The organism is Methanoregula boonei 6A8 (genome assembly GCF_000017625.1).
GTDB classification, from domain to species: Archaea; Halobacteriota; Methanomicrobia; order Methanomicrobiales; family Methanospirillaceae; genus Methanoregula; species Methanoregula boonei.
The window spans coordinates 709757-723975 of the sequence record NC_009712.1; the positions used below are offsets into that span (position 1 = coordinate 709757).

The 14219-nt window shown below is 56.0% G+C and carries 10 protein-coding genes; 3 read left to right on the forward strand and 7 right to left on the reverse strand.

What is annotated here, in order from left to right:
* Positions 1–1939 precede the first annotated feature (1939 nt).
* Together MBOO_RS03870 and MBOO_RS03875 are read right to left on the reverse strand one after the other, a co-directional pair.
* Positions 1940–3373: a DUF1254 domain-containing protein gene (locus MBOO_RS03870; RefSeq protein WP_198324446.1), complete on the reverse strand. Its 1434-nt coding sequence runs from the start codon at positions 3371–3373 to the stop codon at positions 1940–1942.
* 130 nt (positions 3374–3503) lie between these two features.
* Positions 3504–4097: a hypothetical protein gene (locus MBOO_RS03875; RefSeq protein ID WP_048068265.1), complete on the reverse strand. Its 594-nt coding sequence runs from the start codon at positions 4095–4097 to the stop codon at positions 3504–3506.
* 163 nt (positions 4098–4260) lie between these two features.
* On the opposite strand from MBOO_RS03875, the gene MBOO_RS03880 reads away from it, so the two are divergent.
* Positions 4261–5034, forward strand: coding sequence for a PEGA domain-containing protein (locus MBOO_RS03880; RefSeq protein ID WP_012106287.1), 774 nt, complete (start codon positions 4261–4263; stop codon positions 5032–5034).
* A gap of 60 nt (positions 5035–5094) precedes the next feature.
* On the opposite strand, the gene MBOO_RS03885 is transcribed toward MBOO_RS03880, so the two are convergent.
* From MBOO_RS03885 to MBOO_RS13790, 3 genes are read right to left on the reverse strand one after another with little or no spacing between them, the layout of a single operon-like run.
* Entirely contained in the window at positions 5095–5532 is a 438-nt protein-coding gene (locus MBOO_RS03885; protein ID WP_157677587.1) for a GtrA family protein, read from the reverse strand.
* A gap of 10 nt (positions 5533–5542) precedes the next feature.
* Entirely contained in the window at positions 5543–7897 is a 2355-nt protein-coding gene (locus tag MBOO_RS03890; protein WP_012106289.1) for an ArnT family glycosyltransferase, read from the reverse strand.
* Positions 7894–8070 (reverse strand): hypothetical protein, encoded by a 177-nt coding sequence (locus MBOO_RS13790; RefSeq protein WP_157677588.1) that lies wholly within the window; start codon positions 8068–8070, stop codon positions 7894–7896. The genes MBOO_RS03890 and MBOO_RS13790 overlap by 4 nt, the downstream gene beginning before the upstream one ends.
* 213 nt (positions 8071–8283) lie before the next feature.
* Between MBOO_RS13790 and MBOO_RS03900 the strand changes: the two genes are divergently transcribed.
* Positions 8284–9054: an FHA domain-containing protein gene (locus MBOO_RS03900; protein WP_012106290.1), complete on the forward strand. Its 771-nt coding sequence runs from the start codon at positions 8284–8286 to the stop codon at positions 9052–9054.
* Between the two features lie 75 nt (positions 9055–9129).
* The gene (locus MBOO_RS12980) at positions 9130–11118 is read left to right on the forward strand and encodes a protein kinase domain-containing protein (RefSeq protein WP_052291889.1); all 1989 of its coding nucleotides are present in this window, start codon (positions 9130–9132) and stop codon (positions 11116–11118) included.
* Positions 11119–11170: 52 nt separating this feature from the next.
* Here the strand turns inward: MBOO_RS12980 and MBOO_RS12985 are convergent, their stop codons facing one another.
* Positions 11171–11545, reverse strand: a complete 375-nt coding sequence (locus MBOO_RS12985) for a hypothetical protein (RefSeq protein ID WP_052291890.1) — start codon at positions 11543–11545, stop codon at positions 11171–11173.
* A gap of 498 nt (positions 11546–12043) precedes the next feature.
* Complete coding sequence (locus MBOO_RS03915) at positions 12044–13630, reverse strand: PKD domain-containing protein (protein WP_012106294.1); 1587 nt, start codon at positions 13628–13630, stop codon at positions 12044–12046.
* Positions 13631–14219: the final 589 nt, after the last annotated feature.

A 14219-nucleotide genomic window follows, 5' to 3' on the forward strand; every position in this document is an offset into this window, starting at 1 on the left:
TCATTAGAGGGAAGGAGAATAAAAGGTACAAAAATGAAAATGAAAATGAACCCGAATGTAATACTCATTACAATTTCATTGATTTGAGAAAAAAACAGCATGAAAAACAAAATTGAAAAAACGATGATACATAATCCGGTCAGAAATGCCCAAAGATATAATAATTCTATTGTATTTCTCGTCCATCTAGCGTAATTTGCCTCTTTTATATCTTCTTGATCATTTGGATATTTCTTAATGTAAGCATAACAATCTGAAATTATAATTGAGGTTAGCACAACCACAACGAGCAGACTTATTCCGCTTCCCAGTTGAAGGAAAAAATTTGAGCCATTACTATTTGCGGTTTGCAGGAGGTATAATGATAAAGCTCCAAAAACACCGATTATAACGAGAATCTTATTCTTTTTGTTCAGGAAATTTTCAAGAGTGACTAAACTTGAATTGCATACCCAGCAACTTGTAGGTGATCAGCAATCTCTGTATTACAATTAGGGCATCGCATAATCCTTGATCAGAGGGATATTATTTGTTTTATTATTAAAGAGAACGGTTATATGGGTTGATTCATCAGCCACTAATCTTTCAGATAGTTGGATCCTATGTGGGAGTTCTCCCCCTTGCCCGCCGCGGGGGCGCCCCGTCGGGGGCGGCGGCATTCCTCGTTCGTGGGGGTATGGGGGCATCAGCCCCCATAATCATCATCCCGATTCCAAAATCCGGATGATCCATTCAGGCCCTTGCCAAAGATTTCCAAAAATCTTCAGCTGCTGAGTGACACATTTTCTGGAATCTTCAGCTCGGGATCCACTCTTTTTTTACAATCTTCAGCTGCTGAGCGACACATTTTCCGGAATCGTCAGCTTGCGGCACGCTCTTTTTTTGAAATCCTCAGCTGCTGATGCGATCTTTTTCCTGCACAAGCGCAGGGTTCGCACAGGCTCCGACGGAGATTTTGAGGATTATTCGTGGTTTGGCAAATTTTGCTGCGGAACCGCATCGATCTTTTTTGAGAATCTTCAGCTGCTGAGCCGCTCTTTTTCCGGAATCCTCAGCTCGGGACCCGTTCTTTTTTGGAAAAGTGCGGGTCGCGGGCCGGCAATTCCGGAAAAAGAACTCCCCGGCAGATACTTATTCTTGAAAAGTTCTCCCCCTTTCCAAAATTTCCTCAAAAAAATCCACACCCCTTCGTCTGACTACTCCGGAAAATTCCAGATTATCGTACAAAATCAAAGGGGCCTCCCTTACTATGATCATAAGAGGGAGTCCCTTGCGAAATTCGTGGATCGAACGTACCCCTCTCCGGCTCATTTTGGGATCCGGAAAAAATGAAGGGGGGGTCCCAGATCAGCAAAAGAGGAGGGGACTCCCTCTCCACACCACACCTCTTCCTCCCTCTTGCAACCCGCCCGGTTCCGGTACACCCCCCCCCCTTTATAAAGGGGACCCGGGTGGCAGACTTAGGCTTTTCATGGATCCGTTCTCCGACGGAGGGTTTCCGGGCAGGATCCGGGTTCGGGTCGTTCCCGTGGAAGAGGTGCCAACCCAATTCTGGATTTTGTGTTTAAATCGATATTTTGTCAAACGGGGTGTTTAAATCGAAAAATGACCGTGCAAATTAGCGGCCTTTTTTTCAAGGCCCGAAATGGGGAGGATGAATTGGTCTTCCTGGGGATTTTCGGCCGTAATTTTGGGTTTACCGCATGAAAATAACGGGTCTCTTTTTGGGGGTCTCCGGGATCGGTTTTTTCTTTGGAAAAATATCCGGATCTGCCGATGGTGGCCTTTGGTGTGGTGGGGAGAGGTATCCGGACGCAGAGATCCCCCTGTTTTCCCGAAAAATGACCGGATCGGCTGATCGAAGATGAAAAAAAAGCAGGCCATGAGCAAAAGTTCCCGGATAAGGGGGAACTCTTTTGCCCTGCCTGCCCCTCACGGATCACGACGCCGGGATGATTTCCGGCGGCTGCCAGCCCGTGCCATTGAGCATGCCCGGGATGTCGGCCTGTTCGGGACCGATGAGCCGCCACATCACCTCGAATCCCTGCCCGTCCGCGGTCGGCAGCCAGTTGCCTGCCAGGGCCGGGTCTGAAGGCGGCGAAGGCTGCAGGTAGAAATCCACCGAGCCGTCAGTGTTCTGCGTGAGCTGCGATGTGCTGCCAAGCGCAGACCGGTTGAGGGCATTGGGGATCATCATCCCTTTGAGGTCGTAAACGGTCAGCGCCCAGCCCTCGTCTGCCGGGGGAGCAGACGCGAGGTGCAGGGTGTAGTTGTTCGATCCGTTGAGCGGATTTTTGTTGTGATCTGCCCAGCTTATGGCATAGATCGCCTGATCGGGAGTAAATGCCCCAAGGCCAATCTGGCTTATGACCGCACGCAGCGGGTAATCTGTCCCGTACTGTCCGAAGCCTCCCAGGAGATAGCCGTTGTGCTGATCGAAACTTTGGAGATACAGGGCCATGGTATCGTTTTTGATCTGTGCGGGACCGGCAGCCACTGCATCATTTAGCCCCCTGAGGGTATCCCTGCTCAGGCTCGTATTGTGCGAAGGTTCCATCCCGGGCCCGATCCCGACCCCGGCGAACCGGGCAAGCTCGGGCTGGTCGGCAGCCGGCGGGGGAAAGAGCGCCATCTGCTGCCCGAGCATATCATAGAAAGCAAGCCCTCCGGGCGCCTGGTAAATGATGGGGGTTGCATTGGGATCGGTCAGGTTCGATTGCCGGAAGTTTGTCCCGTACAGGCTCAGCGGCGTCAGGGTATAGCCATCCTGGATGCGGGTAACGTTTGCGATATCGTAACTCCCGTCCAGCTGGGTTGACCCGATAATCCAGATGCGGTTGTAGTCCACATCGACGCGGTGTGTCCCCGCCGGGATAGACAGGTTATACTGGCCGGGGCCGGCAATTACGTAATCTCCCGGCGGGGTATTGGCAACGCTGCCGAAGTTCTGGATGTTGGTGGTGTAGGGATCGATAAAGGCAAGAACGAAGAAGTGGCCCTGTACGTCCGGCACATGAAGGACCTCCGGCTCTTTACTCAGGTCGAGCCACGCGATGGACGAGAGCCCGGTCGAGCCCGGCGCCACAACCGCCGTGCTCCCGGCGTTATTCAGGGAACGTACGTTGTTGAACTGGTTGACCGGGCCATACGGACCGTTCGAGACATTGATGCTGGTCATGGTTTCAAACGTCGTGTTGGTCGCAATGAGCGGCAGGCCGTAGGTGTAGGCTTCAAGCCCAATCTCGTAGCCCCTGGTATAGTCGGCCTGTGATGCGGCCGACTGGTAAGCCGCAACCAGCACCATGGCCGCCACCAGCAGCGCTGCACAGATGACGATGAAAACATGTTTCCGCGTAATCGCTTCGCATCTCATACGCGAAAAGTGAAATTTTGCCATTTTTAAGGTTTTTGATTTAGGGTTTGCATTGCGACACTTTTTGGATGTGGCGATAGTGGTGCAGTATCAGGACATCGCGTGGTATCAGGATCCACCCGCAGTTCAGCTACGACCGGACACGAATGTCAATGGTATACGACCGGAGATTCTTCCCGCTGATCTCAAAGTCGTACACCGAATTCCCGGAATAGTATTTCTGTGACCAGGGCCGGGGGTCGCCGGTTCTCTGCCACAGGGCGGAGTCCAGGCCGCCCGGAGGTTGTACCGTATCAAAGACCTTTCCGGTATCATGATCCACGATCGTAATAGTAAGGCTGGGGAAAACCGCAGAAGCAGAGGCCACTGACTGGGCATCCTGCCCTCCCATGGTCAGGGGATCTGCAGTATACCAGAGTTCCCAGTAACTTGACGGAACAGAAACGTTTGTTACCGTTTCATCGCCGGTTCCGGTAATTGTCTGGATTGTAGTCAGACCGGCGCTCGCCGGGATTTCCGATGTCAGTGTAGGAGCTGTAGTGATTTCCTCGGTCGGTGACGGCGTTGGAGTCCCAAGGGATGTGTCAGGTGCGGGTGTCAGAGCCGGGGTTTCTGCCGTGGTCTGCACCGGGGCAGTAGCAGCGCCGGAAGATGCAGGCTGTATACAGCCGATGACTGCGGCAGCAAATGCAACAAGGAGAATCAGGAGAACTACACACTTCATACGTGTGAATATGTTAAGACAACACATATGAACCCCTCTTTTTATCTCATCTGTGCTGGTATCTCACGGTCGTTGACAGGGGTTCGCCGGATATTCTCTCTCCTGAAGATTGGACAGGGCCGCATATCGCCAGCAATATATATTGTTTCGTGCATTGTTACCTATGCCAAGCCTTTCCGAATCAGTTCGATCTGTTTTCATCGCGGCCCTGCTCTTGTGTATTCTCATTATCGGGATACCTCCGGTAGCAGCTGCGGCTGACGGTGGTGTTCAGTTTTATGTACTACCTTCGACGGTTACTGCCACTACCTGTGTTGACCAGCATTGCCAGGTTACTACCTCATCTTCTGATGGAGGAGCCGCCACGTTTAACGGGCTTGACAGCAACACCTGGCACACCGTGACGGTAAAAGCTGCCGGCTACCAGGATTATTCCCAGACGTTCTACCTTTCTTCGGATACTACCCAGGTCATCGATGTCACCCTCCAGCCCGTTCCGACGCCGACCCCGGTCCCCACCGGCAACCTTGAAATAACGGTATCCCCGAAGGGAGGGACCGCATGTATCGACGGGACCCAGTGCCAGAATCTCCCGCTCGATCTCAGTGCAGACGGCATATTCGAATTTTACTCGCTTGCCGGCAACAGTTACCACACGCTCACGATCACCCAGAGCGGATACCAGCCATACACCGACTCCATCTATGTAAATGCGGGTATGGTTAACGGTGAGTCGGTCACACTCGTTCCGCAGTCCGCCGCAGCCTCACCTGTCGCGCAGATCACAGCCGCTTCAGCTCCCAGTGCAGGAACACCGGTACCTGCCGCTACCCCGGCAAATGCCGCTCCGCAGACCACAAAAGCCGGTCTTCCCGCGGCGCTCTCCCTTGGAGCCATCGGGATCTGCGTTGCCATTTTCCTCGCAAGAAAGAATTAATTCCTTTTTTCCCGTTTTTGAGATCTCTTGTCATCACGATGACCGATAGGCACAGCCCCGTCAGGCAGCGTTCCGGAATGTGAACCTGCTCTGCCCGTGGTAGCTCCACAGGAACGCAAGGCAGGTGGCGATGATCTTTGCCAGAAGCGGGGTGAGGGCAAAGAACGTGACCCCAAGCCACACGATCCCGAGGTTGACTATCAGGCAGGAGATCGAGACCGCGGTAAAGGTGGCAAACTGCACGGCGGTCTTCGTGCTCGTGTCATGGAAGGTGAGGTACTTGTTTGCCAGGTAATTGACCACGATCCCGCAGCAGTACGAGAATGCAGCCGCATACAGGTACCAGACCTCAAAAAACGTAGTGCAGGTATACATCAGCCCGATATCCACAAGGGACGAAAGTGCCCCGACAAGGAAAAAGGGGATGATCCGTGAATGGGTCTGTCCCCGGGCCTCAAGCGCCATAGTCCTGCATCCCGCTCCTGTTCCGTGTGTCATGGGTTACTACTCAGGCAGCCCCGAGGCAGTCGTAGAGGGTGCCGGACCCTGCTTCCGCGTTTCCGGCATTTGTGCCGGTCTGGTTTGCCGCGCCAGCCGTCGATCCTCCCCATTCCGATGCGGGGACTGCCGTGCAGTGGGCGCTTACCCAGGAGAAGATCTCGCTGTTCCCGCTGCCTCCCTGTCCCCCGCCCATGCCACCGGTCTCAAAGTACCGGACCTTATCCTCGTGGATGTACTCCTGGAGGGTGGTGATGGAAAGTGTCTGGTCGCTCCCGGTAAATCCGCCCAGGCACATGACCGGCTTACCCGTTGTAATAATCAGGTTTGCCCCGTCCTGTGCGCTTGGTACCGCGAGGATCCAGGTTTCGTTTGTGGAATGGGAGATCAGGAATTCCGCGAGTTTGCTTGTCCCGGTATCCGCCCCATCCATGCCCGGTCCCATACCCTGTGAACCTCCCTGAACGCCCTGTATACCCTGCGGCCCGCCAGTTATGCCATTGCTGTCACTGGTCTGGTTGCGCGCAAAGCCGCGTGCACTGTCCATGCCCGCTGCCCGGGCCTCCTCCGCTCCTGTGAGTGCGGATCCACCGGGCATGCCGCCGGTGATCCCGCTACCCACGGCCCCCATGCCGCCACCGGAACCCTGCGGGCCTGCGGTCGGGATAGTGCCACCGTTCCCGGTCATAATCGGCGTGCAGGACCAGACCAGCGGAGCGATAAAGAGGATGCCGAGCGCGATTGCGACGATATGCATCCTGTGGCGTACCAATCCGTCCGTCTTTTTGAGCTGCAGCCATGCAAGCAGCCCGGCTCCCGCGAGTGTTCCTACAAGGATGATCGGGATGAGTGGCCCGGCAAAGTCCGCGTTATAGGTAAGGAACAGGACCTGGACAAGGCCGGTGATGAGCACTGCACCAGGAAGGAGCCAGCCGGCAAGGCCACCGCTCACGTATTTCTGGTACAGCCCGATCGCCCCGATCCCCACCAGTCCTGCAATCGGCGGGGCCAGGGTGGCTATGTAATAATCGTGCCAGAACCCGCTGGTGAAACTGAAGTACAGCAGGCCGGGGATCAGCCAGAGCAGCATCGCAATGAGGGTAAGACCTTTCTCTCCGGTGGACCCTGCATCCTGTAGTCCCTGAAGGGTGAGGGTCGCAGGCCTGCGGACCCAGGCGAACACCCCCATCAGAGCGAAGAGTAGCAGCCAGGAGATATCCCCGGCAAGGCCCTCGCGGAAGACCCTGAAGATACTCGGGGTCCCTCCGCTGTTCATCCCGCCGCCACCGCCCATACTGTCCGGGACTCCGCCGGAAATCCCGGATGCTCCCTGCTGCTGCGAACCGGAATATCCCTGCCCTGATCCCAAGCCGGGTGGTGTCATCCCGCCGGGGCCTTCGCCCTGACTATCTGACAGGCTGCCCGGCGGCGTGCCGGACAAATCTTCGTTGCCGCCCGGTCCTGCAAACGAGGATCCGCTTGCACCTGTACCGGGCATTACGCCGCTTCCCGGCCCGGATCCTGCCTGACCGTTTGCAGATCCCCCCGGGCCCCCGCTGGTATCATCGATCCCGAGGCGGTGGAGGCCGTTATAATCGACGATCAGGCCAAGGACGGTGTTGTCCCCGCTCCCGCCGATGTACGGGCGTTCGCTTGCCGGAACCGAGTCAACGGCGACGGCCCAGGAAAGGGAGACGGTAAGAAGGACGATAACCGCAAGCCCCACGTGGAGGAATCGTTTTTTCCAGGAAAAATCGGTGGTACCAAGGAAATAAACCGCAAGAATGGCCGGGACCACGATGAATGCCTGGATCATCTTGATGTTAAAGCCAATCCCGACAAGGATAACCGAGATAAGGAGCCAGACCGGGGACCGCTCCCTTGTTGCCTTAAGCACGGCCCAGACGGCAAGGAGGAGAACAAAGATCAGCTGGGTATCCATGGTCCCGTTCCGGGCGATCGCCACAAAGATCGGGGTGAGCGCAAGGGCAAAGGCTGCAACGAGCCCTGCCGGTTTCCCAAACGGGCGGGAGACGATGATATAGAGAAGTGCCACCGACCCGATCCCGGCAAGCGCCTGGGGGAGGACCAAAACCCAGCCGGAGAACCCGAGCACCACAGCAAAGGCCGCCTGGACCCAGAGCCCGACCGGGGGCTTGTCTACGGTAATGAACCCGGCCGGGTCAAAGGAGTTGAAGAAACCCGCCGCCGGGTTCACGAGCATGGTCTTTACGGCTGCCGCGTAGTAGGTATTCGAGATCCCCTGGTTCCAGATGTTCCAGAGATTTAAGAACGCCGCAAGAATGAGGATCCCAGAGAGCAGGCACTCAGCCCGGTACCGGTAGAAAAATTCCGGAAAATTCATACCCGCCGCCGTTCGATCATGGTGATCATGCGGGAGATCTCCTGAGCATTTACCTTGCCGTATCCTGCTGCATCCTGTTCGATTTCCGCAAGCAGCTTTTGGATTGATGCAACCTCATCAGAGGTGATGATATGCCACGCATGCCGCAGCCTGATCTCCGGTTCCATATCCATAGCGGTACCCTCTTTCCGGGAGATTCCCGTCACTGGGACAGATATATTGGTGTCATGGTACTGGTCAAGCCTGATCCCCGGGCGGGATATATTCAACTCTGCCGGGTAATATATTGCCCCCGGAAAAATGCCAATCTATTTTATTGCCTGCACTGATACTATGGTAAAGGATACCGGCAGATCCCCGGTGTATCCGGACTAAAAGAGGTCTTTATGGCAGCAGACAAAAAAACGGTCAGCATCTCGTCGGATCCGGAATTCCTGGAGGAGTTGTCCGAGTACCTCGAAGTCCTCTCCAATCCCGTACGGCTCAAGATACTCAAGGTGATAGAACGGGAGCCAAAGGAGATCACCGAGATAGCCTCAAAGATCAACACCAGCTACGCCAACACGAAAAAGCATATCGACCAGCTGGTCCATATCGGCCTTGTCCAGAAAGAGGCCGGCTTTGGGCGTGAGACGGTAAAAGGGATCCACCCGGTCTGGAAGTTCTCGCTTGCAAAGGGCAGCCTTGAGATGCTCATCAAAAACCTCGGGGTTTTTTCCCGGGTAAATATCCCTATGGGGTATGGCGAGATCCAGAAGAAAATGGAAGCGGTGCGGGCCGCAGTTCTCGAGGAGTCCGGTACCACCGGCCCGGCCCTCCACCTCATGAGCGGGAGTAAGGCAGGCCAGACGTTTCTCTTAAAAAAAGACCATGTGGCTGTGGGCCGGGCCGATCCCGATAACCCCGGCAGGGCTGGCGAAACGGATATTGTCCTTCCCGATGAGTATGGAATGGTCACACGCATAACAAAACCGCACGCGATCCTCTCCCGGTCGGCGGACGGCTGGCAGATCGAGGATCGCGGGAGTTCAGGAGGGACCTATGTGAATTCGGAGGTCTCCTCCCCCCAGCACCGGACCCTGCTCCGTGACGGGGATGTCATTGACTGTGCACTCGGGGAGAGCGCAGCCCGGTTCCTGTTTATCGCAGAGAAATAACCCATACGTTCATCACAAGGCCTTCCCGTACAGGAAAGAGGAGCATTGATGAGAATCTCAGCCCCGGGGGCACAAATGACCACCTTTTTTTACCGGGTACTTTTTGTACTGCTCCTTTTTGCCCTCCTTGTTTCCTGGCCGGTAGCGGCAAAGGTTGTCACCTATAACGGGACCGGTGCCCCTGGTGAGATCCAGGGAATAATCGAGAATGCCAGCAACGGGGACAGCATCTTTCTTTACGGGGGCACGTACGCAGGCAACCTTGTCATCGATCGCTCTATTGTCTTTGGTGCGATTGATTCGGCAGACCCGCCGCGTATTGTCACGAGCGGTGCCGGCGCCGGCCTCACGCTCTCTGCCGATGATATCACGATCAACGGCATCTCTGTGCTGGGGAACGCATCCACGGGAATTCTCGTGGCGTCCAACGACAACCGGATTACCGGGAGCACGATCTCGGGGCACTCCACCGGGATCGCATTTACCTCGGGCTCCCATAATGTCCTTTCCGGGAACACCATTGTCGGGAACGGTGTAGGCATCAGTCTTGACCGCAGTTCGGATTCCAACCTTGTCTATTTTAACGACTTTAACAACACGCTCGATGCCGTCAGCCAGTCCATGGACAATATCTGGTTCTCGGCAGGCCAGGAGTACCAGTACCAGGGAAAGAATCTGACCGGTCCCCTTGGGAACCACTGGCCGGGAGCCGGTTCCGCTGACAACAACGGTGACGGCGTAGGAGACTCTTCGTTCTCCCTTGTGCCGGGGGGTCAGGCATATCCCGGTGCGGTGACGATCACCGATTCAGCACCTCTTGTGGCATCCCTTTCGGCCTACACGATCACAAAAGCGGTGCCGTTTGTCGATATTTCGGGTGCCGGCCTCAGGCAGCAGTCAGGATTCCCTGCATCCCAGCAGTCGGGAGGTATCCAGCCCGGAACCACATCCGGTGGGGCTATCCAGCCTGTACCCACATCAGGCGGAGCAGGGCAGTCACTTTCAGGAGGTCTCCCCTCCGGCAGCCTGCCATCAGATCTTAACCAACAGATCCAGCCTCCCAACCCCGTGGTGGGCTTTCTCATTAACTTCTGGTACCTGATCCCGGTGGCCCTGGTCATCTCTGTTGCTGCCGGCATCTGGTTTGAGCGTTCCCGCAGGAAAAAGCCGGATCACCCGGAACCGGCCCGGGACACCCGGAATGCGACCGTTGTGCAGAAAAATGAGGGATATGCCTCCCCGGCGCAGCCCGGGCACGAGTACGCGATCCGCCTGCCTGCGGCTCTCGAGAGGAAGTATCCCGGTGCGGAGTACCTTGCCGAGGGTGGGGTTTCCCGGGTTTTCAAGGCCCGCGACGAGAAGAACGGGAGGGATATTGCAGTCAAGGTCCCGATCCGGTTCGATGAGGTAACCGGGACCCAGTTTACTAAGGAACTCTCCATCTGGGAGGGGCTCCACCACGAAAATATCGTCGAGCTCTACGCGGCAAATATCTTCCCCCTGCCGTTTATCGAGATGGAATACGTCCACCGGTCGCTTGCGGAGGTACCATTCCCTATCGATGAGACCCGGGCAGTGGGAATCCTTATGGGAGTTGCCGAAGGTCTCCGGTACGCCCATGGGCAGGGTATCGTCCACCGGGACATCAAGCCGGGAAATATCCTCCTGACCCCTGACGGCATCCCGAAGATTACCGACTGGGGTCTTTCCAAGGCCCAGGGGACAAAACAGTCAGGTATCATTGGATTTTCCCTGGAATATGCGGCACCGGAACAACTGGCCCCCAACCTGTTCGGGGAGCCGGGCCCCTGGACCGACATCTACCAGCTGGGCGTCCTCTTCTACGAGATGCTTGCGGGACATGTGCCCTTCTCCGGCGCCGGTGTGGGCGAGATCACGCACGCGATCCTGCATGATGCACCGGCACCGGTTGTGACCGGGGATAAAAATGAGGAGATCATTAACACCATTATTGCCCGGTGTCTCCGCAAGCGTCCGGAGGACCGGTATGCCTCGGTAGCGGATCTCATAACCGATCTCCGTACTCTTGGCAGTTCCGGGTAAGGAAATAAAAAGAGAAGGATCACGGGCATTATCCGGCCCGGATCCGTTTGTCTCACTGCGTTGCCGGTGGGGTCCCGGAGGGAGCTGATCCCCCCGAGGGCGGATTACCTGAGGGTGCAGTACCGTTTCCCATGCCTCCCATTCCGCCCGGCCCTGAGCCGCCTGAAGGGGCCGTACTGTTCATTCCTGCCGGCGGAGTCCCGGAGGGTGCAGTACCGTTTGCCCCGGCCATTGCAGTGCTGTTCATTGCTGCCATGGGTGTACCGGAGGGTGTTCCGGCTGCCGCCTGATCATTTCCCGTCACCGATGAGGACGGGGTGCTTGAGGATGACGATGTGGTTGTCGAACTCTGTGTACAACCTGCAATCAGGATCCCCGCGATGAGGAGTGCTGATCCGATCAGCATAAGTATAGTGCTTTTCTTCATGGATTTTACCACCTGGAACTACAGGGAACTCCCTCGCTCGTGAGGTGTTCCGTTTAGTGCCCCTGCCTCCGGGACATCCGGAAAGGCCGGGAAATCCTGTATTTTCGGTGCAATCCCGATATTCCGGGAGATTCCCTCATGGGACCGTGTGCACCTTCATCTACAGGATCACGATTTATTTTCACTGGTGATCCTTTCCGTTGTGGGGAAGGTCAACCACTTTTACGTCCGGACCTTTTTATATGTGCCGTATGGCGTTTGTGATATCCTGCACAGGAAAGCGATTAATTCAACTCGTAAGTTCATACAATCTCCACAGATCATCCCGGTGAGTACGGGTTCTGCCCCGTCGGGTAAGGGGAACCCACGAGATACCCGGGAACTCTGATACGAGGGTAAAAGATGATTGCCTGATTTGCAGGATAAAGCGGAATCGCTCCCGGATGCGGGGACCGTTTTTGATCGCTCCTTTTAAAAAAGGCAGGGATACCCCCTGCATCAGAGCTGCCGTCCGCTGTGGTGATGGGGGCCGCGCGGGGGCCTTTTCAGGAAGAACCATGCAGCCACACCGATTGCGATAAGGAGCAGGACCCCGGCAACGGGAAGAATGCCGGAGGACCCGGAGGAGGATGGTGTGCTGGTCGCTTCAGCTGCGGGGGTGACCGCGGCCCGTGCAGTCTGGACCGTGGCCACCGGTGCCGGGGTAGCAGCCTGAGCGGACACCGGGGGTGTCGTGACCTCTGCTCCTGTCACGGTAATATACCCGCTTTTTGTGACCGTGTTGCTGCCCGCACTGTTAGCTGCCGTGAGTCTGACCGTATAACTTCCTTCCTCCGCATAGGTATGGGACGGGTTTTCGAGAGTCGATGAGCTCCCGTCGCCAAAGGACCAGAGCCAGGAAGAGGGGGAATCAGACGAGGTATCGGTGAACTGGACGGTCAGGGGAGAGCTACCCTCGCTGACATCTGCGGTAAATGAGACGTCAGGTGAGATCACTGATGAGGTCACGGTGATATAATCAGATTCGCTTGTCTCATTACTTCCCTCAGAGTTTGAGGCGGTCAGCGTTACCGTATAACTCCCGATACTGGTGTACGTGTGGGTTGCATTCTGGGAAGACGACGTGTACCCGTCCCCAAACGTCCAGTACCAGGAAGTGGGGGAATCAGACGAGGTATCGGTGAAATTAACGGTCAGGGGATTTGCCCCGCTTGTGACATTTGCTGAGAATGAAGCGACAGGAACCGCGGCAGTCACGGTAATATAATCAGTCTCGGTGACCGTGTTGCTGCCGGCAGTATTGGTTGCGGTGAGTGTCACCGTGTACGTGCCGATACTCGTATAGGTATGGGTGGGACTCTCTTCGGCGGATGAACTCCCGTCGCCAAAGGACCAGGCCCAGGAAGTCGGGGAATTGGATGACGTGTCCACGAACTGGACGGAAAATGGCACGGTTCCCGACGTCTCCACAGCGGTAAACGAGGCAGAGGGCACCGAGGCCACCTTTGTCACCGTGATCTCGCCGGATTCTGAGAGGGTGTTGCTGCCTGCGGCATTGGTTGCGGTAAGGGTTACGGTGTAGGTACCTACACTCGTATAGGTATGTGACGGGTTCTGTGCCGCCGAGGTGCCACCGTCACCAAAGGACCAGGCCCAGGAAGTCGGGGAGTTTGAGGAAGAGTCCACGAACTGGACCGAGAGCGGCACAGTCCCGCTTGTGACATTTGCAACAAATGCTGCACCGGGGGCAGACCCCGTTTTGCTGACCGTGATATAATCGCTTTTTGTAACGGTGTTGCTACCCGCTGCATTGGTTGCAGTGAGGGTCACGGTATAGGTGCCTGCACTCGTATACGTATGTGTGGGGGTCTGGACAACCGAGGTACTCCCGTCGCCAAACGACCACAGCCATGATGTCGGCGTATTGGTGGATTCATCGATAAAAAGGACTCCAAACGGGGCAGTCCCGGAGGTTGCATTCGATACAAAGGCGGCTACCGGCGTGGATGCCGCTGATGCCGGCAGGACAAACGCCATGGCGGCCAGGAGGATGAAAAGACCCGCTGCAAGGGAAGACGATTTCATGGGATCTCCCCCGGGAAGTGCAGACGGTTGTATGCATGAATGAACGGGGTTTGCATGGGTTACACCTTTTACGGTATGTCCAGTCCCCGTTGGAGGTATTTATTTTAAGAACATGAGAACGGTGAAATATTCCCCGGGATGGTGAAGTATCATACCACGCGGTTATGGATATCCCGGAAACTTGTCACACCCGGATTCAGAAGCGAAATGGATCTGACCTGTCCTGTCCCTGAAAAAGAGGGGAGACCGGATGCCAGCCGGTCTCCGGTATGATCCGGTACCCCGTGGGCACTGCCAGAAGTTTCCCCCGCCGGGTCCGGATCCGGTTATGGTATCTGCCCCATCTGCCGGACGGTCATCGGGTAAAACCGTTTCCGGGCAGCGGATGATATTACCATTGTGCTGTCTGGCACCCCACAGGTGCCCGGGTTTTTCCTGCTTTTTCCTGATTGCATGCTCGTGCTCTGCTTTGTTTTCGAGAGGGTAATCTCCCTTGTCATCCCTGGTGCTGCTGCAGTGCCGGGCGCGGAAAGACATTTCTGGTCCGGTCCTTTCCATGTGATTTTTTGTGACGAGGGTCCCCGCGCCG